The sequence below is a fragment of the Streptomyces syringium genome, assembly GCF_017876625.1.
GTDB classification, from domain to species: domain Bacteria; phylum Actinomycetota; class Actinomycetes; order Streptomycetales; family Streptomycetaceae; genus Streptomyces; species Streptomyces syringius.
Genome location: NZ_JAGIOH010000001.1, coordinates 268,282 through 292,107 on the forward strand (window position 1 = coordinate 268,282; position 23,826 = coordinate 292,107).

At 66.7% G+C, this 23,826-nt stretch carries 13 protein-coding genes and 3 pseudogenes; 1 reads left to right on the forward strand and 15 read right to left on the reverse strand.

The genetic code is table 11. From position 1 onward, the window contains the following. Positions 1 to 38: 38 nt before the first annotated feature. The 15 genes and pseudogenes from JO379_RS01320 to JO379_RS01390 all read right to left on the reverse strand — a co-directional run. Positions 39 to 329, reverse strand: a pseudogene (locus JO379_RS01320) (helix-turn-helix domain-containing protein); the annotation flags it as partial. A 209-nt stretch (positions 330 to 538) separates the two neighbouring features. Continuing rightward, positions 539 to 1,570 (reverse strand): hypothetical protein, encoded by a 1,032-nt coding sequence (locus JO379_RS01325; RefSeq protein ID WP_209513365.1) that lies wholly within the window; start codon positions 1,568 to 1,570, stop codon positions 539 to 541. A gap of 30 nt (positions 1,571 to 1,600) precedes the next feature. Beyond that, a protein-coding gene (locus JO379_RS01330) for an IS5 family transposase (protein WP_372449043.1) occupies positions 1,601 to 2,388 on the reverse strand; the annotation gives its coding sequence in 2 pieces (ribosomal slippage) (positions 1,601 to 2,076 and positions 2,076 to 2,388; 789 coding nt in all). 205 nt (positions 2,389 to 2,593) lie between these two features. Further along, positions 2,594 to 3,628, reverse strand: a complete 1,035-nt coding sequence (locus JO379_RS01335; protein ID WP_209513367.1) for a hypothetical protein — start codon at positions 3,626 to 3,628, stop codon at positions 2,594 to 2,596. Then, a pseudogene (locus JO379_RS01340) lies at positions 3,621 to 4,365 on the reverse strand (IS5 family transposase). Before JO379_RS01340 ends, JO379_RS01335 begins: the two are co-directional and overlap by 8 nt. A 40-nt stretch (positions 4,366 to 4,405) precedes the next feature. Continuing rightward, positions 4,406 to 5,146, reverse strand: a complete 741-nt coding sequence (locus JO379_RS01345; RefSeq protein ID WP_209513368.1) for a hypothetical protein — start codon at positions 5,144 to 5,146, stop codon at positions 4,406 to 4,408. Positions 5,147 to 5,605: 459 nt separating this feature from the next. Continuing rightward, positions 5,606 to 6,754 carry a hypothetical protein gene (locus JO379_RS01350; RefSeq protein ID WP_209513369.1) on the reverse strand — a complete coding sequence of 383 codons (1,149 nt, stop codon included), beginning with the start codon at positions 6,752 to 6,754 and terminating at the stop codon, positions 5,606 to 5,608. A 79-nt stretch (positions 6,755 to 6,833) separates the two neighbouring features. Beyond that, positions 6,834 to 10,337, reverse strand: a complete 3,504-nt coding sequence (locus JO379_RS01355; protein ID WP_209513370.1) for an efflux RND transporter periplasmic adaptor subunit — start codon at positions 10,335 to 10,337, stop codon at positions 6,834 to 6,836. Positions 10,338 to 10,343: 6 nt separating this feature from the next. After that, positions 10,344 to 12,761 carry a hypothetical protein gene (locus JO379_RS01360; protein ID WP_209513371.1) on the reverse strand — a complete coding sequence of 806 codons (2,418 nt, stop codon included), beginning with the start codon at positions 12,759 to 12,761 and terminating at the stop codon, positions 10,344 to 10,346. Between the two features lie 17 nt (positions 12,762 to 12,778). Beyond that, positions 12,779 to 15,745, reverse strand: a complete 2,967-nt coding sequence (locus JO379_RS01365; protein ID WP_209513372.1) for a DUF6603 domain-containing protein — start codon at positions 15,743 to 15,745, stop codon at positions 12,779 to 12,781. A gap of 389 nt (positions 15,746 to 16,134) precedes the next feature. After that, positions 16,135 to 16,521, reverse strand: coding sequence for a hypothetical protein (locus JO379_RS01370; RefSeq protein WP_209513373.1), 387 nt, complete (start codon positions 16,519 to 16,521; stop codon positions 16,135 to 16,137). A gap of 45 nt (positions 16,522 to 16,566) precedes the next feature. Beyond that, a complete protein-coding gene (locus JO379_RS01375; protein WP_307841845.1) occupies positions 16,567 to 18,615 on the reverse strand; it encodes an eCIS core domain-containing protein in 2,049 nt (682 codons plus the stop codon). Between the two features lie 38 nt (positions 18,616 to 18,653). Beyond that, a complete protein-coding gene (locus JO379_RS01380) occupies positions 18,654 to 19,970 on the reverse strand; it encodes a phosphatidylinositol-specific phospholipase C (protein ID WP_209513375.1) in 1,317 nt (438 codons plus the stop codon). Positions 19,971 to 20,073: 103 nt separating this feature from the next. After that, positions 20,074 to 21,114, reverse strand: a complete 1,041-nt coding sequence (locus JO379_RS01385; RefSeq protein ID WP_209513376.1) for a sphingomyelin phosphodiesterase — start codon at positions 21,112 to 21,114, stop codon at positions 20,074 to 20,076. Positions 21,115 to 21,252: 138 nt separating this feature from the next. Further along, positions 21,253 to 22,542, reverse strand: coding sequence for an esterase/lipase family protein (locus JO379_RS01390; protein ID WP_209513377.1), 1,290 nt, complete (start codon positions 22,540 to 22,542; stop codon positions 21,253 to 21,255). Positions 22,543 to 23,269: 727 nt separating this feature from the next. Between JO379_RS01390 and JO379_RS34300 the strand changes: the two are divergent. Beyond that, positions 23,270 to 23,739 (forward strand): annotated as a pseudogene (locus JO379_RS34300) (transposase); the annotation flags it as partial. Positions 23,740 to 23,826 lie beyond the last annotated feature (87 nt).

The window sequence follows — 23,826 nt, forward strand, 5'->3', positions numbered from 1 at the left end:
CCCGTCCGCCTACAAGGATCTTGCGCTGTCCGCTCTCAAGCCCAGGCGGCCAGGACCTCGAGGGTTTCGTCGACGTACCTCCACGCGGTGGCTTCGGACACACCGAAACCTGCCCCGAGCTGGGCGAACGTCTCGTTCTTCCGTAGATGAGCGAGCGCGAGGAGGGCTTGCTTGAAACAACCCAGCCTGCACCAGGGAAAGTCGATCTCGGTTCTGCGGGCATGCAGCAGCCATGCGACATGCTCGATGAGCTCGTGCGGGACATCGAGCATGGCAGGACACGGAACCAACGAAGCCCCCGGCATCGGTGTGATGAGTGGAATCACCACACCCACGACGGGGGCTTCGCCATGCCACACACCCTCGCTGACCTGCACATTCACCCCTCGGACAGGGGATGAAAGAGGTTCACTGCCCCATGGCCCTACACCTGAGGCCGATAGCCCGTCACGATCTCGCGCGCAGGTGTCCCAGTCGGTGGCACCGGCCTGTCCGTCCTGGTCGGCGTGGGGCCAGCGCCGTTGGCTCTGTCGATATCTCAGCCGCCTTCGACAATCGCGCCGATTCCCACGGCCATGTCTTTGTGTGCCTCCAGGGGTAGGTTTTTCGAGTGTTCTGAGGAAATATGGCTTTCCCTGTTTCCGTCGTAATCGCAGAGGTTACACCACATCGACTTGCTGTCATACCTGGTGAATAGTACGCGCCCCGCCCCAATGGCGAAGAAGAATACCATTCCAGATCCCGATTTAGGCCCCATTTTCTTTTCCTCGCTAGCGAGCTCGACGCTATGGAATTGACCCGCGTAAAGAAAATAGGCGGTTGTGTTGCTGACGCGTACTGGCCATCCCGCACTTTCGGCGAGTGAGCGTTCATAGGATTTGTTTGTCGTGGTGTCGATGACGGTGCATTTATTTTGACTGAAGGAGGTGACGATGAGGTGGCGTTCGTCGGGGGTGAGGGTAATTTTTTCGGGGCTCGGGATTGTGTTCCATTGGGGGCGGTCGGCGAGGTAGTGCACTCCTGGCGGGTGGGGCATGGGTTTGAGGTCTTTGGTAACGGCAGCGGCTTTGCCGTCGTTGCTTTGGATGAGGGCGAAGGCGTGGGTGCCGTCGGAGGTGATGGCGAGGTCCATGATCGGCCTGCCGTGGGCTTCGACGACTTCGTAGGGAGCGGGGGCGGAGTTTGTCTTGCGGGTCTTGCCGCTGGAGTCCAGCGGAAAGGTGTAGATAAAGCCGTCGCTGCCGCCACAGTACAGACGCTGGTCGACATGGGCTGGCTGGCCGAAGCCGCCGGCAAGGGCCGCGCACCACAGTTTCGCCCCTTTACCGGCCTGCAGGTGAGCTACGGTCGGGCTCTTGGGATTACTGACATCGAACTCATCGACGCTCTCGGAGCCGCTCCCACCAGCGCGGTAGACCAGCGACCGGGGGGTATCCACCAGGAGAATTCCGGCCTGGTTGGGGGCCAGTCCGCCCTCCAGGCTGCTCACGGGATCGCTCACAGTTCGCGTGCTGGTGTCGATGGTCCGGATACGGAACGGCGCGGGCGTGTACAGGGTGAGCTTACTCATGGCGGTTCTTCCTTAGAGCTCGTAACGCGATCATGGTTTGCGTTTCTTGAGGCGTCGCCAGCAGATAAGGCTGCAGGCCAGGGAGATGAAGGCGTCGTGGAGTTCGGTTCGTCGTTCCCAGCGGACGGCGAGGCGTTTGAAGTGGTGGAGGAGGGCGAAGGTCTGCTCCACGACGTAGCGGAGCTGGCCGATGCCCTTGATGTTCGGGGCTCCTTTGCGGGAGATGACGGGCAGGATCCGGCGCTTGCGGAGTTCGTCGCGGTTCGGGTTGGAGTCGTAGCCCTTGTCTCCGAGCAGGACGTCGGGGCGTCGGCGCGGGCGGCCGGGGCGGCCCGCGATCGGCGGGATGCCGTCGACAAGGGTGAGGGTCTGGGTGACGTCGTTGACGTTGGCCGCGGTCGTGATCACCTTGAGTGGGGTGCCGCGTCCGTCGCAGATCAGGTGGTGTTTGCTGCCCGTCTTGCGCCGGTCGACCGGCGACGGACCGGTGTCGGCACCCCCTTTTTCGCGCGGATGTGAGAGCCGTCCACGCAGGCCCTGGACCAGTCGAGTTGGCCGGCCGCGTTCAGCTCGGCCAGCAGAATCCGGTGGAGCTGGTCGAAGACGCCGGCCTGCTGCCACCGTTCCAGGCGGCGCCAGCAGGTCTGCCCGGAGCCGAACCCCAGCTCCAGCGGCAGGAGCTGCCAGGCTATGTCGTCGTAGAGGACGTAGAGGATGCCCTGCAGGCAGAGCCGGTCTGCCACTGGCCGTGGTCCCGGCGACCGCTCGGGCCAGGGCGGCAGCAGCGGTTCGATCAGCGTCCACAAGTCGTCATCCACGGTCCACGGCCGAGTGCTCACACCACCACGAACGGCCAAATCGCCAGACTGGTCACGCCCGACCAGGGCAACTCAACAAGATCGTGTTACGAGCTCTTAGCTGGTCTTGAGCTGGAAGGTGTCCCAGTCGGTGGCGCCGGTCTGTTCACTCTGTTGGCGCGCGGGGTGACGGGGCGCCCGGGCGGCGTCGGGCTCTGTCGGTGCCTCAGCCGCCTTCGGCGATCACGCCGAATCCCACGGCCATGTCTTTGTGTACCTCCAGCGATAGGTCTTTCGAGTGTTCTGAAAAAATATAGGCTTCCCCGTTTCCGTCATAATCGCAGAGGCTGCACGACATCGACTTGCTGTTGGGTCCGGTGAACAGTACGCGTCCCGCCCCGGTGGCGACGAAGAATCCCATGCCAAATCCATTCGCTTTTGGTCCCGTTTTCGTTTCGTCGCTTGCGAGATCGACGCTATGGAATTTATTTACGCATAGAAAATAGGCGGTAGTGTTGTTGATGTGTACTAGACATCCCGCATCGGCGGCGAGTGAACGTTCATAAGATTTGGTTGTCGTGGTGTCGATGACGGTGCATTTCTTTTCACCGAAAGCAGTGACGATGAGGTGGCGTTCGTCGGGGGTGAGGGTAATTTTTTCGGGATATGGGATTGTGTTCCATTGGGGGCGGTCGGCGAGGTAGTGCACTCCTGGCGGGTGGGGCATGGGTTTGAGGTCTTTGGTAACGGCAGCGGCTTTGCCGTCGGCGCTTTGGATGAGGGCGAAGGCGTGGGTGCCGTCGGAGGTGATGGCGAGGTCCATGATCGGCCTGCCGTGGGCTTCGACGACTTCGTAGGGAGCGGGGGCGGAGTTTGTCTTGCGGGTCTTGCCGCTGGAGTCCAGCGGAAAGGTGTAGATAAAGCCGTCGCTGCCGCCACAGTACAGACGCTGGTCGACATGGGCTGGCTGGCCGAAGCCGCCGGCAAGGGCCGCGCACCGCAGTTTCGCCCCTTTACCGGCCTGCAGGTGAGCTACGGTCGGGCTCTTGGGATTACTGACATCGAACTCATCGACGCTCTCGGAGGGGCTCGCGCTAACGCGGTAGACCAGCGACCGGGAGGCATCCTGCAGGAGAATTCCGGCCTGGTAGGGGGGCAGTCCGCCCTCCAGGCTGCTCACGGGATCGCTCACAGTTCGCGTGCTGGTGTCGATGGTCCGGATACGGAACGGCGCGGGCGTGTACAGGGTGAGCTTACTCATGGCGGTCTCCTAGACGTTGTTTTACTTGGTTGATGAGGCTGGTGGCGAGGAAGTGTTCTGGCTTGCGTTCGTAGCGGCGGTGGAGCCTGCGGCAGCTAGTGAGCCAGGACGGGCGATCCGCGGGGTGATCTGGGAGAGCGGAGCCATCGTCGCAGGTGAGGAGAGTCGTAGCCGTTGTCGCCATGGAGCTTGTCTGGCCGTTTGCGGCGGGGGCCGCGGCTGCTGCGAACCGGAGGTATCGACACCACAAGGGGCTGGAGTGCGAGGCTGTGGTGGGTGTTGGCCGCGTCAATGGCGACCGGCAGGCCGGATCGGTCGCTGACGAGATAGATCTTCGATCCTTTTTTGCCGCGATCGGTCGGATTCGACCGATCAACAGCCCCCTTTGAGAGCGCGGACGCTCACAGAGTCGATGGCGCAACGAGACCAGTCCTGCTCGCCCTGTACGCCTAAGTTCGTCCAGGATGACGCAGTGGAGCCGGGCCCAGACCCGCTCATTGCTCCCGCGGGCGCAGCGCCGGTAGACCGTCAGCCAGGCCGGCCCGAACAACGGCGGCAACTGTCGCCACGTGCAGCCGGTGGTGACGAACACGATCGCGGCCAGACACTCATGGTCCCCCGCCCGCCGCCGGCCGCCGGCCGCCACCCTGCGGGCTTACCACCACCGTCTCGGGCCCCGCACGCCGGAACAACTCCCACAACTCATCCGGCACCAACCGCTCGGCAAGCCCCGTCATGCCCAGCACAGCAAACCAACCCACCAAAGGAACCAGCGTCTTAGCTGGTCTTGAGCTGGAAGGTGTCCCAGTTGGTCGCCCCGGTCTGTTCGTCCTCCTCGGCGTGGGGGGTGACGGTGTACCAGGTGTGGGTGGCATCGAGGAGCAGGATGGTTTTGCGGTCGATGGCCATGGCGGTGCGGACGTCGAAGGTGAGGGTCTTGGGGTCCGCGGACAGGGAGCTGGTGCTGGTGTCGGTGTCGGTGAGCCAGTACTTGTTGCCGGTGAAGACGATGGCGAGTGCGCGGCTGGGTTCGATGAGTGAGGTGGCCGCGGTGAACTGTTTTGCTGCTGCGGGCAGGTCGGTGAGCAGGCCGGTGAGAGGTTGGTCGGGGCGGGGCTTGAGCCTGTACCAGGCACTCTTGTTCTTCTCGTCCTGGGGGTCGTAGGGCTTGGCTTGGCTGTTGGGTGCCAGGACGGTGTGTCCGCTCGCGCCGCTCTGGATGAAGTACGGCAGGTTGCGTTTCACGATGGCGGCGAGTGTGGTCTTTTCCTTTGTCAGGTAGTCGCGGTAGCCGACCCACAGGGGGCTGACGTCGCGTGGGTTGGGGCCGTAGCGGCTGGTGTCCCAGGTGGGGGTGGGGGTGGTGTTCTTCAGGGTGCGGATGTAGACGGTGGCCTGGGTGGTGAGGAAGAAGGCTTGTCCGAGTTCGGCGCCTTGTGCGGGTGCGGTGTCGTAGGGGTGGGGGAGGTAGAAGGCGACGCTGACATTGGAGAGTCCGTCGGGTCCGGAGATGGTCATCGCGGGGGCCTTTCTGGGGCGGGAGGATGGTGCATACGTGCGGGTTGCGGGCTGGAGGGCGGTGTCTGCAGAAGTCGTCACCGGGTTTTCGGTCTGCCGGGACGGCGTGGCGCTGCGGCGGGTTTGGAGTGGCTGCGGCTTCGGGTAACCGATCTTCATGGGCCCTGATCGGCTCTTGGTGACGGGCGGCAGGTGGGAGGGAGCGGATTTCTGGGGGTGCCTGGCTTGCGGCCTGTTTTCGGGGCCGTCATCGGGTCGGCGGTTGTGCTGGCGTTGTGTGGTGGGTCTCCTTTAGCTGTGGCTCCTTCTCGCCGTTGGTTGCTGCGGGCGGCGAGTGCGGAGCGGCTTTCTTGCCGTTTCGAGAGGTGCGCAGGCGCTGTGTGGGCTGGCGGCGGGGCGCCCCGGCGGCTGGTCGGGGGGCTCGGCGGAGGGTTGCTGTCGGGGGCGGTCTGTGGTGTGTCAGCCAGATGGGGTGATGCTGCCTGCGCCCAGGGGAATCCAGCGGATGCTGATTCCGGAACCCTTCTCCGCTACTCCCCCGATGGTGAAGTAGTTTCCTGCCGCGACGAAGAATTCGGTGTAGTTCCAGTCTCCGGCGCTGCTGAGGGTGACCCGGCGGGCTTCCAGGCCCAGGCCGGGAGGGTCATTGAGGTCCGGCACTGTCTTGCCTGTAGGCGTATCGCTGACGGTGAACGTGATCTGTGCGGGCTTTCCGTTGCCGGTGAGGCTGGCGCATACGATGCCGTCAGTGTCAGGGGTATAGGCCTTGAAGGCGGTCGGGTCCGTACCGGTCACCTTGAGGTTGCCTGCCAGCAGTTGGACTTGGCCCATGACTTTCGTGGTGCCGGTGACGATGAGCGGGCCGGTCTGGAAGGTGCCGCGGTTGACGAAGACCACGGTACTCAGGGAGCAGTGGACCTTGGTGTGGCCTGAGCTGTCGCCGACTTCTGCGGTCAGTCGGAAGAACGAGTGGTTGTGCAGGGCTTCGGTGTCGGTGGTGAGGACGAGGCCTTGGGAGCCGTCGGTGATTGTGCGGATGCCTTCGTGGGCGTAGCCCTGTTCGTCGAAGCCGACCCAGTCCAGGTCGAGTTTGGCCGGCTTGTTCAGGTACCAGCTCAGGCGGGCGGACTGGCCGTTTTCGACGAGTTGGGGTTTGGCCTCGAGGCTGTGGAACTCAAATCCGGGGGGCGCCTTGGTCAGCTGCCGGCGCTCGGCGTCGTTCTTGTTGATGGCGACCTCGACCCAGGTGGTGCCGACCTTTTCGTTGATCTGGACCTTGGAGAGTTTGATGCACAGCGGGTCGGTCGCGGTGAGGGTCTTGTCCTTGTCCTTGTCCGCGTGGACGGTGAAGGTGCTCGTCTTTTTGTCCGGGCTCAGGGCCGGGGGGCTGGCTGTCCAGCGTGTGTTGCTGTGCAGCAGGCTGACGCTGCGCTGGAAGTCTTTCTTTTCGCCTCGTTCGGTCAGGTCCTCTGGGGTGTCTCCGCAGGGGATGGTGATGCGGATGCTGTCGCACTGGGCAGTGGGGGTGAGCGGCGCGATGCGGATTTCGATGTCGCCCGTGGCCAGGCCGGTGGCTTCTTTGGCCTGGAGCGGGTTGGGGGTGGTCATGACACCGATGCTGAAACCCGAGTCGGACTGAACGAATGTGTACATGTCGGCCTTCTTTCTGGGCGGGGTGTTGTGCTGGTCAGGAGGAGGGGGGTGTGTGGCGGGTGAAGGCTTCCAGGAGCTGCAGGAAGCCGGCGCGGGCCTGGGCGGGGTCGGGCGGGAACACGGCGTCGGCGGTGGGGGGTGTGAGGTTGGGCTGGCTGCTCCACTGGGTGGCGGAGGCGCGTTGGGCCCATTGCCACTGCCCGGTGAAGGCACTGGGCTTGGGCATACGGATGGTGTTCTGGTCGGGGTCTGGCGGGGTGAGCAGGGGGTCGGTGGAGAAGGGGATGCTCAGGGCGTCCAGGCCGGCGCGCACGGCAGGCTCGGGGATGCGGTAGAACCGCGTCGGCAGGATGTCGGTGACGGCGTGGAGCTTTTGCCAGGGGTCGACCAGGACGGTGACGAAGCGCCCGGTGCTCGCGGGCAGCGGGCTGGCGACGCAGGGCACGGTCAGATCCGGATCGTCGGCGGGCAGATGCTTGAGAACCGTGCACTCAGCAGGAACCGGGTGGGGGGTGCGCAACTGGTTGTAGTGGTCGTCGAGGAAGTAGCCGATGAGGCCGTCTTCGGTCAGGTCGGCGGCGCCCAGCCGCAGCGGCCACTGGGTGGTGAGGGTGTCGCTGGGGGTGGTGCCGGGGACGGTGGGGCCGGGCGGGGGGCCGTCGAGTTCGATGGCCAGGCGCAGGCGGAGAAGGGCGAGGGGGCGGCCGGCCAGCAGGGCGAGTGCGGCGGTGTCCTGGTCGGTGCGGGCGGTGGTGGTCAGTCCGGCGTCGATGAGGGTGATCAGGTCCTCAAGGGCGGTGGTGCTCAGGCCGTCGAGGTAGGCGTGGACTTTGTCCAGGGTGGTGTTGCTGTCGAGGGTGCGGCCAGCGGGCAGGGGCAGGGTCAGGTGGGCGGCCTGGGCGGGGTCGGCGCCGCGGCGGTATTCGCTCAGCGGCATGCCCGTGCCGGTGTACAGGACCAGGGAGTGGTCGAGGCGGTTGGGCAGGAGCCAGCCGGCCAGGGTGGGCGCGAGGTCAGGGACGTCGGGGGCGAGGTTGCGGTCGTCGTCGGGGTCGACGGCGTCGATGCGTAGGCGGGCCGGGTGGAGCAGCCGTGGGGGCAGCTGGACGACTTTGCCGCGGAAGGACGTCATGTCCTTGACGATCTTGTCTTTGGCGGGTGGGCTGTTGGTGTAGACCGTCGTCTGGTCGAGCATGAGGGAGGCGGTCTGGCCGAAGCGGTCGATGAGGGTGACTTCCTCCAGGTAGATCTGGCCGGCCCGAACCGGCTGGAAGCCGGAGTGGGCGGGGTCGGCCGCGGGCAGGGGCAGGCGCACCGTTCGGGCGGTGGTGCCGGGTGTGGTCTCGGTCAGCTGCTGGGCGACGGCCCGGTCGGTGTTGTCGGTGTTGTCGGGTGAGGGCAGGTAGTAGGGCATGGGGCTGCGCTGGAGGAACCAGGCGTTGAGGCCCTGCAGACTTTGGGAGAGCATGTCGGAGCGGTGGGCGGTGTCGGAGAAACGTCGGTAGGCGGGCGTGACGTCTTCGGAGCGGTTGCGGGCGATGTGGTCGGCCTTGCGGGAGGCGACGAATCCGGGCAGAGGAGTCAGGGAGAGGCGCCCGCCGAGGGTGCTGGGGGTGTGGTCGCCGCTGCCTTTCCAGGCGTAATGCGTGCCGTTGAAACTCCACAGCGGCTTGTGCTCGGCCGAGGTGTAGGGGATGGGGGCGCAGCGGCCCTTCCATTCCAGGAGCAGGGGGGACCAGGGCGGTCGCCAGGCCCGGGTGTGGGGGGAGAGGGCGTGGGCAGTGGGGGTGTGCTCGGGGGCGGTCAGCAGGTGCTGCAGGAGGCTGTCGGCGTCCTGGTCGGGGAGTGGGTGGTGGGCGGCCTTGTCGAGGGCGGTGAACTCGGCGAAGGCCTTGGCGGCGAGGCTGCGCAGGTGTTCGGGCACCAGGTCGGTGTAGGGGGGATCGACGCGGTCGGTGGCGGGCAGGCCGGGCAGGGTGGTGAGCAGCTCATCGGGCAGGCGGCAAGACAGCGGGCCTTGGGGGGTCAGGGGCTGGTCGATGCCGGGGCCCTGCAGGAGGATGGTGGGGTCTTGCGGGTGCTCGTAGGGGGCCGCGGGGGACGGGGTCAGCGAGAGGCCGGCGGCCTGGGCGGCCTGGTGCACGCTGGCCTGCTGGCGGGCGACGTCTTGGCGGAGCGCGGCGGCGGCGTCACGCTGATGGGTGGCCTCCTCCAGAGCGTGTCGCAGCTGGGCCTCCAGGGCCTTGGCGTTCTGGGTCTGGCCCCCGGTCTGGCTGATGCCTTTCAGGCGCCAGAGGTCGGCCAGGCGCTGGCGGGCCTGGGCGAGTGCGGCGTCCGCTTGCCGCAGCTGTGCTTGCCGGTGGTTGAGGTCGGCCAGGTCGTCGGTGCTGGGCGGCTGGGCATCGGGGGTTTGGGGCGGGGTGGGGGTGTGCGGATCGGTCAGGGACCACTGCGGGCTGGTCGGCGCGGTGCCGAACCCAGCGGCGTGCTGGGCGAAGGCGGTTTTGACGGGCCCGTCGGGCGTGTTGAGGTATTCGCAGGTGCCGGCCAGCAGGGCGGTCAGGGCCTGGTGGCGGCGCTCGGCAGCGGTACTGCGCTCGCCAGGTCCGGCCTTGGGGCCGTCGGTGGGAGGCAGCGCGCTCCACGCGTCATCGACGTTGCTGCCGACGGCGATGCTCACGCTTGCGGCGTTGGGCCTGTTGACGGGCTCGCCGGCTCCCGATCCGCTCAGGGCCAAGACCGTGCCGTAGTAGACGGAGCCGGCTCCGGCAGCGTCAGGCTGCTGCAGCTTCCAGCGCAGGGATTCCAGCGCCTGCTTGGCGTCCTTGGTGCGGGCGGGGTCGTAGGCGGCGTTGGAGTACCAGCCCAGGACGCAGTAGCTGAGCGTCCACTTCTCTTCGGGATGTTGCACGTTGTCGCTGGGCCAGTCCTCACTGCCGTCGTGGAAGGACAGGACGTTTTCGTTGTAGGGCTGGAAGGCGGAGAAGGTGGGCAGGCCGGGGCCGAGGATGTCGAGGAACAGTTCGCCGTCGGGGCTGCGCTCCCTCCAGGCGCTCGGGTCGAAGCCGACGGTGCGTGCGCCCAGGGAGTCTTTTAGGGGCGGGGAGATATCGCGGCCGTTGATGCGGGTCAGCAGGTAGGGCGAGGTGCCCTCATTCATGCCGTCCACCGCATCGGGGTGCTGGCTGTCGAGGTAGTCGCTCTCGATGACCCAGGCGCCGCTGACGCTGCGGGCAGCGGCTTTCTGCCCGCTGGTGCGGATGACGAGCCACCTGTTGGGGATCTTGGGGAAGGCCAGTGAGCCGTCCGGCTGCTGCTTGCCTTCGCACAGGCTTTCCGGAAGCCGCCAGTGCAGGTACATGCCGCAGTGCCATTTCGGATCGGTGAAATCGACCAGGGTGGCGTCTTCGGGGTCCTGGTGGTCGATGAGGTTTTGGAAGTCGGGTTGCCAGCGTTTGAAGTGCCCTGCGGCCAGCGCGTCGCTGGTCACCACAAGGGCGTCGACCTGGATCGGGACCAAGAGGGCCTGGGGGGGCATAGGAAGTCACCTCGGGTAACTGAAGGTCATCGTCTGCGGGCCGTCGATGCACTGCAGGGCGAACTCGGCCGGCGAGAGCAGGGGGCGTTGGGCGGTGTCGAACTGCCCGGCGTCCGCCAGGGCCTTGGCCAAGGCGGCCACCAGGCCTCCGGCCGCTGGCTCCTCGCCGGGCGGCGTGGGGGCTTGGGGCGAGTCCTTGGCTGATAGCAGGCACAGCACGTCCGGTGTTCCCTGGGGCACCGGCCGCAGGAATCGCTGGACGTCCTTGAGCTGGCGGCCCAGGTTGGTGCCGACGCGGTGGGCTGCGTCGCCGTCCTTCAGGGCCCGCAGGTTGATCTGGGAGGTTGCAGCAGTGCCCTCGTGGGACTCATCGAGGCCGAAGTGCAGGCCGTGGTAGGGCTCCGCGAGCACGACCTCGTCGGGGACGGCGGCGAACAGCAGCAACCACACGCCGCTGCCCATGTTCCGCCGGAAGGTGGTCACCGGCTCGCCCTGTCGGGTCGCCGTGATCAAGAGGTTGGGGATGTCGAGGGTCAGCTGGCTGCGCAGCAGCATCCCGCAGGGCAGGGCGTCGGTGGTGGCCGCCACCGCCTCCCGCAGCTCGGCGGTGATCATACTGTCCAGGGTGGTGCCCACCCCCACGCTGACGGCGCCGTCGACCAGGGCTTGCAGCCAGGCCGCATCGAGGTAGAAGAAGCGCAGACTCTCCTCGGGCAGGGCGCGGGCATCGGGCACCAGGTAGTAGAAGGGCACCACGCACAGCAGCGTCCAGGCGTCGATATGCGCCGCGGACAGGAACGGGGCATCCTGGTAGACATCCTGGGCCGCTCCTGCACCAGGGGCTTCCGGGGCCACGTCGGCGGCGCCGGTGGGGGCGGGGACATGCACGTGGGGGGCGATGGCCCACCGGATCCGGCGGCGGATATCGGGGTCGGCGGCAGCCTGCTGCACGGCCACCGACAGGGCAGGCCGTGGCGGGCAGGGCTGTTCATCGTGCTGGTGGCAGGGCGCCGCAGCTACGGCTGGCTCGGTTGCTGGGCCGGTCGCGTCATCCGGCGGCGCAGGCAGGCCCGCCAGCAGGTCGGGAAGGTGGGTCGCCATCAGGTGGTCCATCAGCTCCAGGCCGCTCAGCGGCGCGGCTGCTGGATCCTCTTCCGTGGCCGGCCCGCACCGGGTGAAGGGGCTGGCGGCATCAGCTGCACTCAGGTGCAGGGCCCGCCAGGCCGCGTTGCGGGCCCGCAGCAAAGGAGCCGACACATCACCGTTCGAAAGGGCCAGCAGACGGCCCAGCGTCCAGGCGGCCGCGTAGCTCAGGTCGTAGATGCCATAGCGTTTGAGGTAGATCAACGCACTGTCGGGGCGTTCCAGATGCCGGAGTGTGCCTGTCGCATCCGCCCACGGCGCCTTCACCGCGGGGGCGGGGACAAACGGGCCCCGGTACCAGGCGAAGGTGCCTTCGGCGCCCAGCGTGTGGTAGCTGATCGGGGTGTAGCCCCATTCCAGGCGGTCGGTGATGTGCCGGCCCAGGTCACCGGAGGGTGTCGGGCTCGTCGGCGCAAGTCGCAGTTCCAGGGCTGCGGCGTGCTCGCCCCGGGGAGCAGCGGGCGCTGCCAGGTGCCGCATCCGGGCCGTGAACCCGCTACGGTCACCGGTGACCTGTTCGAAGGACCAGGAGTACAGCGAGAACAGCCGCAGCCGCGCAGGCCGGCCCGAGCTCTGGAAGTAGCTCTCGCAGCCCTCCAGGGACACCAGGTGGGCCTGGTAGCGGCCGCTCAGCCGCGGCAGCCGGGAGGTGAAGGCGACCGCGAACTTGCCCGTGCGCATCCGCTCGCCGTCCTCGCGGAACAGCCCCAGATGGTGCGGCAGCTTCTCCTCCACCTCCCGGGCGTGCACCAGGTAGGGCAGCTCCGCGCGCCGGGGGGCGACCCGGTCGAAGGTGTCCGCGTTGATCTCGATCGTCTGGCAGGCGATCGTCTCGGCCTCTGACCCGATGTCCCCCAGCGCCGGCACGGCGACCTCCGCCGTGGCCTGCAGCGCCTCCTTGGCCGTCGCCGGTGCGCTGCGGACGATCTCGTCCTCGCGCAGCAGCAGCAGCGTCATCCAGGGCTCGCCCAGTTCGCTGCCGCTCACGGTCAGCGGGCGCGTCCACGGCAGCAGCTCGCGGTTGAGTGTGATGTGAGGGGCCACCAGCTGGTAGTCCCCCAGCGCCCCCTGCGCGGGATATACCGCCTCGACCAGGTCCTGGCCGACAAGGAACCGGGGCGCGACGATGGTGAAAGTCTGATCGGTGGGGTCGAGTTTCTTGCCGTCCAGGGTGTGGGTGGAGCGGACGGTGTACTCCCCGGGCGGGATCTGGGGCACATAGCTGTCGTAGAACGACACGCTCAAGGGGGTGCCGACCAGCGACATGGAGGCTTGCGACATCACAGCTCCGAGCTCGGTCAGGCCGCTGCGTCCAGCAGCGGGTCATCGGTCAAGGTGGTCAGTACCTCACGTGCGTACCTGTCGAGCCCGTCGTTCTTCGACGTCCGCAGGCAGCCCGCCCCCTTCAACGCCTCGAACAGGTGGCCGCGCGCCTGCTGGATCGGCGAGGAGGCGATCCCGTCCTTGACCACATGGGCGGCTCCCGGCGAGAGCGCTGCGGTACTGCCCTGGGTCGGCGCCTGCGCGGTCAGCGGCATGCCGGCGTCCCGCTCGTCGTCGTAGGCATAGATGGTCTCCTTTTCGATGTCGGCCGCATCCGCCTGCAGCGGGCGGTTGTTGGGCCTCGCGGCACACCGCACTGTGGGCGCCGGTACGGTGATCTCCAGGCCGGTCAGCTGGTGGGGCACCAGGTCCGAGGCGGACTTGGGCGCTTCCACCTTCGGATCTCCCCACTTGGCGAACGGCAGGTTCGCATAGGTCGGCTTGTAGGACCATGCCTCCCAGAAGGCGTCCTGGAAGACCGGGTGGGCGGCCGGCAGCGGTTCCCCCTCGCGCGGCAGGTAGCTGAAGTGCACGTCGAGCCGCGAGGCGACGTCGGAGCGGTTCATCTCCCGGATATGCACCGCGTCCGTCATCGATGCCTTGCACACGGGCTGCCCGGTGGGCGGGTGCACCCACACCTCCTTGGCGGGGGCCTGGATGGTGGACGAGAACGTGAAGCTGTTCTGCGAACCGTTGATGGCTTGACCGTTGGCCTCCTCCCCCGCGATGGGTGCGGTGTCCTTATCCGGTACCGGCTTGTTCGAGCCGGCCGTGCCTTCTTCCGGCAGCTCGGTGTTTTTGCGGGGCAGGATGACCGGCTTGGGGACCGTGCGCTTGAACTGGTCCCAGTCGACCGGGATCTTCCCTTGCAGGTCGCTGCCGAAGTCTCCCGAGATGGACGCGAACCACAGCGAGACGCTCCAGTGGCCACCGAAGTCCGGGCACCACCACAAGGCGAGGTCGACCCCCAGCTCCACCGACGGGCGCACATGCACGGGCCCGATATCGATGTCCGCCGCGATACCGACCGATGCCCCCAGCGACAGATACGCCGTAAACGGGTCCCAGCCGATCCAGCCGTCCACATGCACACTCAGCCACCACCGCAGCCAGCCGAGGTTTTGGACCATCGACAGGTTTCCGCCGGCCATCACCGCACGCGGCGTGAACGCGAAATACACCTCGGCGCGCATCGTCACCGGGCCGATGTTGAACGTCACCCCCACGCGCGGCACATTGGGGTAGTGGTCGGGCACTTTGTAACTCGGTGCGTACCCCCCGAGAGTGAACACGAAATCGCCCTCATGAGGGCCCTGCGTCCACACCCGCATCGCGACGCCGCCCGTCAACTTGGCGTCCTCGGTGAACAGATACGACTTGGTGCCCAGCACGACCGATGCGGTGAGCACCGTCTCTTCGTCACCGACCGCGACGTCCTTGCCGCTCGCATCCTTCTGCTGCACCTTCACCGAGCGGTGTTCGAGCTGTCCCGCGAGCTGGCCCACGAGTTTGGCTGCCGGATTCTTCGAGTCCAGGGGCAACTGGAGTGTGACCAGTCCCAAGACGGACACGGACCAGTCGTTGCCGAATTCCACCAGCAGCAAGACCTTGGCCAAGATCTTGAATGTCTCGAACTCCAGGCCGCCGGCCGCCCAGAAGTTCTGGGCCTTCGGTGTGATCCACGGCGTATCGCCGCTCGTCAGTTTGTCCAGCACCTGCAGCGGGGTCGGGTCCTTGCCCACTGCCGTTTCGTCCGTCAGCCCGGCCACCAGCGGAAACTTCTCCACCTCGTCGGGCTTCGGCAGCCGCACCTGACTGTTGTAGCCACCGCCCAGCATCACCCGCCGCACCGTGAAGCACGGCGGCCCGAACCCGCCCCCCACCATCTGGCTGAAGTCCAGTTCCCCGAACAAGAACACGGAGGGGTCGTCCTGCCCCTTCATCTGCCGGTAGGAGCCCGCCACGGTCGCCGCGATGGCGGGCAGGTACACCATCACCGCGCCGTCCAGCTGCACCAGATGATCGTCGGCCCACGCCAGCGGATTGAGCACCAGCCCGCCTGCGACCCGGATCCCCAGCTCCGGCGTGCCCCACACGAAACTGACGCCGACTCCGCTCAAGGTCGCCGACGGCGTGAAGGTATCCACCGGGCAGACTACCCCGGCACCCTTGAATTCCAGCGTCAGCGGCCCCAGCTCGCCCGCAGCGTCCAAGCTCACCACGATCCGCCCCGGCCGGGCCGGCGTGCTCCCCTTGGCTGCCGTCACAGCCGGCACATAGGCGAAATTGATGCGCCGCACCCCCTTGGCGACCTTGCTCAGGCTCCCCCACGACGAGCCGCCCCCCGCGGCGCCGCCCCCCGCGCCGACCACCAGGTCCCGCTTTCCCTCCCCCTTCACCAGATCCACGCTCAGGGCCGGCTGCTCTGCCGCCCCGATCGCGTAGGTCACCAGCAGGTGCGTACCGACGGCGATGTCGTCGTCGAACTGGGTGAACTTCGGAACCGGCAGGGCGAACTTGGTCACGCCGGCTTTCTTGAGGAGCTCGTTGAGTTTCTTGGACGACGGCTCCGTGAGGACCACCCGGTTGCACAGCAGGTTGACATGCCTGATGGTCACCTGCTTCAGAGCCTGGCCCACGACGGGCACTTCTTTGAGGCCGAAGTTCACATCGAGATCCACCACGACCACATGACGCCAGACGTCCTTTTCCCCCTTAGGCACTGGCACACCGATGACATACAGCTGCGACAGACGCGCCGCCTGAGCGTCTGACCGCTTGAGGGCTGCTGTTCCCACCCACCCCCCTTTGTCGTCAGCGCCCGAGCCGTCGATCGTCTTGACGAAGACGTCCTGAAGGTGAAAATCCCAGTCGCCCGGCAAGAACAGCCCGTCCACCTGCTGGGCGAGGTCGGACAGTGACTTGCCCTGCCCCTTTTGCATTGCGCCTTGTACGCCATCTGCAGACATCTGGCACACCAATCTGTCCATGCCGAGACCGGTCTCGGGGGAGTGATGGGAGGAAGGCTGAACTCGGAGGAAGAGGAAAGGATCGTCCTACCGCGGGGGACATGGATCCGTGTCCCGGCAGCCCGCACAGCCGAGACGATCGCTTCACCGCCGCACTCGGTACCTGGCTACACCAGAGCGGGCTTCTTCGCTGGTATCGGCACCCTCCGGCTGACCTGTGTGTACGACGAGCTCATGCAGTGCAGGCCGTTTTCGATAAGGGCCTCGCCATGTCCGCGAGGATTCCGATGCGGGACCTGGCCCGTCCACCATGCATTCATTTACGAGTAACCCCGCTCCACAGTCAACAAATTGACGGAGCGTCAGTCGGTGGGCGGGAGGTTGCCGAGCTCGGCGGCCGACGCCTGCCCGAGTTCGGTGGGGTTCCTGAGGACGCCGGAGACAATCTCGCTTCCGCGGTCGGAGAGAGCGAAGGAGGAGTCCTCGTGGACGAGGACGTCGAGGGTGGCGGGGCTGGGCGCGGTCCAGCGGACGGTACCGAAGGAACCCTCGATGGTGACGGTGGCGTCCGCGCCATCGGGGGTGTTCGCCGAGCGCAGGTACATCGTGCCGTGGTGGCCGATACCGATCTCTGCGCGGCCCAGGCCGGTGCCCAGTTCGGGGGCAGTGACGGTGGTACCAGGGTCGATGTGGTGGGCGATCCATACAGGGTCCGGGGAGCGGTTCTCGACGGTTCCGAACATCCACATGACGCAAGTCCTCCTGACGGTGTGGTGGTGCGGATCTGAGGGGAGTCAGTACGAGTCGTCGAGGGAGACCTTGCCCAGTCGCGGGTTTCCCACGGAGATGGCGATATAGGTGCCGCGCAAGGAGCTGAACAGCTGGTTGTCCGCCTTCTTCTTCACCTGTTCGTGCCAGGACAGCAGATCGGTGACGCCGTCGGCGGTGTCACCGGCCCTGCTGGGCAGGCGGTCGTGGATGCTGGCCGCGGTGATGCCACCGTCGTGCCCCTGGGCAAGGATGCCGGTCACGGCCTGCTGGGACATCTGGGCGGTCTCAGCGGCGATCCGCACGCCATCGCCGCCCGTCAGGAGGGTGTCGTCGCCCCAGATCTGGTAGGGCGTGGAGCGATTGACGGAGGACACCCACAGGGACTGGGCGTTGAAGAAGTCGTGCGGGGCGGTCGCAGACGCCTGGACGACCCCGCTGGCCAAGAAGGCCAGCCAGTTGGCGTAGGCGGTGTCGCTGTCCGGATTACCCACGATGCCGGAGGCGTCCCTGCGAGCCTGCCGGGTCGACTCCTCCTGGCCGGTTTCCGGGTCCTTGACGACACCGTGATAGGGATACTCGGTGTACATCGCTGCCGGGGCCAGGCCGGGCTGCTTGGCGAACGTCATCTCCTTGGCCCGGTCCCATTCGGCCACCGGAATCCACTTGTCCGCGACCCAGTCGAGGAACCACTGCAGGACCAGCGTCTTGTTCACCAGGTGCCCGGCGGCGAAGGCGTCCTGCAGGAAGTGGTCGGCATAGCCGTTGTACAGCAGTGCCTTGTACCGGTTCTCTCCGCCCTCGCCTTCCCTGGCGTCGTAGGACCGCTTGGCGTAGTCCCGGGCGATCAGGTGGAACTGGTACCAGCGGTGCCAGGCGTACGGGGCGAAGTGGCAGGCGTTGCGGGCCAGCAACCCGTAGTAGTGGCCCACTCCCTGCTCGCCGACGCCCTTCGTGAGGTCGTTCATCCGTGAGGTTTCGAGGATCTTCTCCCAGAAGCTGCCCCACTGCCAGTTGACCAGGGCCTGCTCGAAGTTCGCGCTGGACGCGTTGAGCAGCCAGTCCTTGCCGATCTTGTTGTAGGTTTCCTGTCGCACGGTCTGCAAGATCGGCAGCAGGACGCTCTTGGGCTGAGCGTCCAAAACGGCGGGCTGTGGCAGGTAGTCGGCCAGCGTGTTCAGCTCGCCGTAGGTCACCAGCAGCCCGCTGCCTGGCATCCTGATGGCGCGGACATCAGGAAAGTGCTCCTTGATCCGTTCCTCGGTGACCTCTTCCGGGCTGGCCCGCCACAGCTCCACATACTGGCGGATTTTGCGCAGGTACGCGCCGCTTGTCCCGTCCTTCTTGGCCACCGCGAGCGCGATGGCGTCGAGTTTGCCGGTGTTGCACTCGCCCAGCATTCGGTGTTCCCACGAGGAGTGCCGGCACACCAGCAGCGCGCGCCGCGGGTCGGTGCGGCGCGCGGCCGCCGGGCCGGGATGCAGGCACTGGCCGCCCGCGCCCACTGATGCGCCGGCCTGCCGGGCCGCGGTTTCCCGCCAGTGGCCGTGCGTCGCCACCCGGTCCCGGCCGGTGTTGCTGTCGTCGGGCTGGAGTGTGTGGGCGATCTCGTGGGCCAGCAGCACCCGCCCGCGACGGCTGCCTGGTGCGAGGTGTCCCGCGCGGAAGAAGATGTCCGCGCCGACGGTGAACGCCTCCGCTCCCAGCCAGCGGGCCAGCGCGTCCGCCTCGGGGCCAGTGTGCACGCGCACCGCCCCCAGGTCGGCACCGAAACTGTGTTCCAGCCAGGCCCGGGCGCCAGAGGCCAGGGGCCTGCCCGTTCCCACCATCTGGCGCATCCGACGGGCGGCCGGGGCCGGCAGCAGCGTCCCGGCTGCTCCTTCGCAGTCCACCGGCGGCGCTTCGCTGTGGCCCGGCGGCGGCCACGGAGCGGTCTGTCCGGGACGTTTGGCCGCGGTGGGCGGGCAAGGGGCAGCGCGCCGCCGGCGGTCTTCGCGGGGTCCGGGACAAGCGGCGGGGCCGTGGCACGCCTGGGAGGAATGGAGCAGGCCGGGCGGTGCGGTGGTCACGCTCATGTGCGGTTCCCTTCCGGTAGCGGGGACGGTCCGTGTTGTCAGCTGACGGTGTAGGTGAGTTGGACCTGGCCTTCCTTCTCACCGGTGAAGATGTGGTGGAACCGGCCAGCGCCGTCGGCTGGCGTCCAGGTCGTCACACCATTGGCCGCAATGGCGTCGAGGCCCTGGGCGTCGTGGCCCCTCAGCTCGACAGTGATCTTGAAGTCGGCCGATGAGTTCGTGACCGTCTCGGCGAGGGCGAAGGTGCCGCGGGACCTCTCGAAGATCACTGGGCTGCCGCTGTCGTTGCTGCGGTGCCAGGCAGTGCTGGAGCCGCAGGAGCCGTCGACGCAGATCGTGCCGTGGATCGCCGGGCTCACGCCGCCGTCGTTGAAGCTGAGGAGTTCGGCCCTCTCGAGGGTCAGGGTCCGGGTGTGGCCCGAGCCGCCGAGGTCGTTCCATCGGATGAGCTGCTGGACCAGGCCGGGAGCGGCGTCCGCGTCGGCGTAGTCCATGGGGACGATGCCCAGGCAGCCTCGGCCGGAAGGCGTGAACCTGTCCTGGATGGCCTTCAGGGCCCGGGGGTTGGCGCTGGAGGAGATCGACCAGGGGGTGCGTGGAGGGCTTACGGAGTACCCGCTGATGTGGTTGACGTAGAGGGTAGTGCCGCTGTTGTCGCGCCGGGCCTTGTCCAGCTGGGCGGTCACCTTCGCCAACTTGTTGTCGACGGGGGTCCAGCTGCTGAGGTCGTAGTAGTCCTGGATGTCGAGCTGGGAGCTGCCCCAGTCCGTGCCGGGAAGGCCGCTGACGTTGCCGAGCAAGATGATCTTGCCTCGGGCCTGGCCGAGGATGGGGATGCCTTCGGTGCAGAAGATGTCGTGGCGTTTGCGGACCTCCTCGAAGCGGGCGACGAACCCTTCATCGGTGCCGTCATCGCCTGCGTCGTTGTTGTGGTAGTCGCGCTTGAGACGCATGAACAGCGCCTCCGTCGGACGGGCCTTGAGAAAGTCCTCGCACTGCTGGACGACGTTTTCGAAGCTGGCGTACTGGTAGAACGCGTCATGGTGGATCAGCAGGCTGCCGTTGTAGTTGCGGCAGCGGACATCGAGGTAGCGGATGCCCGCGGCGAGCTGGGTGGCGATGGTGAAGTCCACGTTCTGGCACTGGGCGAAGCCTGCGCTCGCTCCTGCGTAGCGCGCCCCGCTCTCGTGGGTACCCGGGATGGTCACCCGCTTCATCGAGATGCTGTCGGGCAGCTGGCTCATCCAGTTGTCGGTGCGGACGCCGCCGGTGTCCCCGGACTGCCAGGGACCGGGGATGTACGGGGCCGCTGGCGGGGTGACGGCTCCGGGCTCAAGGTCCGTTGCAACTGACATGGCATCTTCCTACCTTCCTCCGCGTACGCGTGGCTGCGGGTGCGGGTGCGGGTGCGGGTGCGGGTGAGACGGTGCTTGCCTGCGCGTCAGCCCCCGGGGACGGTTATGGCCGAGGCAGGGTTCCGGTGGAGGTGAGCGGGTAGTGGTCGCTGAGGTCCGTAGAGGTGCCGTAGGTGAAGCCCTCGCGAATCTCGAAGGCATCGGTCCTGGGCCGGGTGACGGCGCTCGACCAGTCAGCGGGGGCCGGGTGGCCGGTGCGGGCGAGGAGGTAGTCGAGATCCTCCGGCCCGTCGCTCGGGTAGCGGAACTTGGCGAGCTCGTTGTGGCGGGTGTCGAACGAGTACGTCTCGCCGCTGCGGGCGGGGGCGGTGGCGCGCAGTGCCTTGAGCATCCGCTGGTACTCGTCGGTGTACCGGTCAACGTTCATGTCCCCGGCCAGCAGCACCGGTTGCGAGGAAGTGATGGCGTTGCCGCGCTCCTTGCCAGTCAGGAACGTATCGATCCGAGTGAACTGGCCTTCTCGGATCTCCTCGGCCTCCTCGCGGCTGCCGCACTCGGTAGCCTGCGGATGGGTTCCCACGACGTGGAAGACGCTCCCGCCCTTGTTGATGCGCGCATAGGCGAAACCCTTTTGGGCATGCTTGTCCGCACCGCACCCCTTGGCGTACACCAGTTGCTCGGCCCGCTCGATGGGATGCCGGCTGAGGATGGCCACGCCGCCGTTCTCCAAGCCCCCGCCTTCCTTGTACTCCGCGTCCCAGTCCCGGGCGTGGGTCTCCCACGGACCCTTGTCGGCCCCCACCACGCGAGTCTGGTAGGTGAAGCCGACGTCGTAGAGCCCGTTCAGCAGCTGGGTGGAGGAGGAGATGTGAAACAGCTCCTGCAGGACGACGACGTCCGTGCCCTTGAACAGGTCCAGCTGGGCCAACCGCCGCGCGCGCAGTTCGTTGTCGTAGTTGGCGCCGAGGGACATGATGTCGGCCAGCAGCATAGTGTTGTAGGTAACAATCTTCACCGGGACGGTGTCGGCCGGTGTGTCCCGCTCCTTGAGGGCGGACGCGTTGGCCGGTGCGAAAGAGAGCGCCAGGACGGCGACAACCGCGATCGCCGTGGATTTCAGTGTCGGGCGCAGCACGAGCCGCATGGGGTGTCCTTCCTCGTGCCGACGGCACAGTGACATGATCCGGGTCCGCCCCGACAGCGCGGACAGCATGGCTGCCCAAGGGGTCGCTTCGGCGGTGAACGCCGGAGGTGCCCTCGGGGCGTGAGGTCTGGAGGCTGGTCAGCCGATAATGATGAGCGGGCCGCTGTCCGCCGCGGCGTCGCGGAGCGTCTCGCCGTGTGCCGTGACGTCGAACCGCCACCCTGCCGTGACGGTGCTCCCTGGAGCGGCCTCAGTCGTATCGGTCATGATTGCGGTACTGCGAGTGGGCGAGACTCTGGTGTTCTGGTTGTCGACGACCCGGGTGCTGTCCCGGTCGACGAGGCCCCGGTACTTCACGTCGCAGGTGTAGTCGGGGTCCTGCCCGACGTACTCCCAGATCTTCCCGAGGGTGTAGTAGTAGCCACAGCCGCGGATGTTGAGTTCCCCATAGACAGCGCGCGCCGCGCTCCGCCCGTGGTCCCGGGTCGCCGTGACACAGGACTGACCGTAGGCGCTGGTCCACCTGCCGCCGTCCCAGTGGCTCGTCAATTCACCGCACTTGACCTGCACAGCCCTCGGGGTGTGCGCGCCGTCACTGTCCGCAATGTAGTCGAGCGTGCGCTTCTTGACCCACTCGTTGTCCCGGACTCCGTCGTGCGACTCGCACGGCGCCACCAGGTTGACCACGCGTTCGTCGGATCCGTTGAGCACGCTGGTGTCACCCGCGTACCAGCCGCTGAGCTTCGACTCCCGGGTCAGACCGAAGACCTGCCCGTCGCACAGGCCGGTCTTCGCCGGCCACTCCCCCACCGGCTCGTCACCGATATTGGACCGGAAGGTGATGTATCTGGTGGGTGCGGGTGTCTCGTTGCGGTTGAGGTCGTCGAGCAGTCCGTGGGCACCTGCCATCTGCCGCACCTGGTCATTGCATTGACTGCTCCAGATGTCCTGGCACAGGAGGGTGAAACGGGCCGGCAGAGTGCCGTGATTCGGGGTGGCGATGGTGACCAGGTGGGCCGTCTGGCCGTATCTGCCGGCCTGTTGAAGATAGCTGCGCGCCACCAGGCCGCCCATGGAATGGCCGACAATGTCGACCTTTCCGTCCGGCGACTTGTTCAGCAGCTGATGACCGTCGATGAATTCCCGAAGGCGCTCCGCAAGCTGCTCGATGCGGGTGTTTCCCGGGGTGAGTTTCGAATAGTCGAACGTGAACAGCTCAGCGTCCGCGTAACCCATACTCTGTGCGTAGCTTTTCGTCCCGGACCATACGCCCGGACCGGAATTGTATCCGTGCACGTAGATGATAGGACGGTTCCTGAGCCGGTCTTGTGCCGAGGCAGCAGGCCCCGTGACGGTCGCCGCCACCAGGCATGCGGCCAGCACGGCGAACGCGGCGATCAGGTTCGGCCATCTGATTGCAGGTAACATGAATGTCCACTTCTCGCACGGGGCTCCATGCGCGCTACATGCGCACACCAGTCAATGCTTCGAAAATCACAGAATGCGGCACATGGCAACGCATTGAATTGACTATAACCGCACGTTGCGCCGTTTTGGTACTTCGGCATAAGAAGTGCATTCTTGTGGGGGAAATATCATATCGCAGAGAATCAACCGGATAACTTGCGTCACTTGTTGAGCTCCCGCATAACAGACAGGGGATTACACTCCGGCGCAGTCTCACAAAATCAATCGGGCAACACGCGGCCCTTATTGAGCTCCTGCATGACAGACACAGGATCCTCCGGCACAGTCTCGCAGCAACCCATGAATGGGCTTCTTCCCTCTGGATGACCCCAGGCAGGGCTGCGTGGACGGCACGGGCGGCCTTGGCCGGGGGCGTGCCCGGCGCGGTGGGTGCTCGGGCCGTCCGCTGTGGCCGTAGCAACGGGTGCGGACACTTGAGCTGGCGACCTGGCAGACCCGACCGGCCCAGCCTGCAGGGTGCCGTAGGCTCGAGTCGCGGTCAGGCAGTGACGGGCCCAGGCAGCACGCGAGAAGACCGCAGGGACGTGTTGGCGCCAGGGCGATGACGTACATGTTCATGCCGTGCTGATAGGACTCTGTTAGGTCTTCCCCTCGGAGTGTGGACGCACTTGAGGTGATACGCGGGCAGGTCAGTTGGCGAGGTACGCGGCGCACGTGTTCGCGCCCGCGCGGACTGAGTCTGGACGGACACCGACAAGTCCGTCCAGGCGATGGCGTCTCGGCTGGTGGACGGCGACGAACAGCACCTGCTGCAGCTCGTCAACCGGTCCGCCTGGCACCCCGCCCCGGTCCGGCGGCGCATCGCCGACCCTATGAGGGCGCTGATCCGTCCTACGGCAGCATGGGTGATCGATGACGTGTCCTTTCCCAAGGACGGCAGGAGGTCAGTCGGCGTGGCGCCGCAAGCACCGGGGCCCCTGGGCAAGCGCGCCTCCTGCCAGGTCGCGGTGACCGTCGATGCCGTCACTGCCCAAGGCCTCCTGCCCCTCGCAGTGGCGCCAGCCTTGGCCAAGCGAGGGGACCGACGACGACGCCCGCTGGGCAGTATGCAAGGGGCCTGCCGGCCTCGGGAATCGCGAGACGTGGTTACTTCTGCTGGACATTCTCGACGACCTCGCCGCCTGGGGCCTGGCACCCTGAGTCGTACCAGCTGAGAGCGGACAGCGCAAGATCCTTGTAGGCGGACGGGACGGCCCCCGCTGGGCGGACAGCTGATCTCCCTCT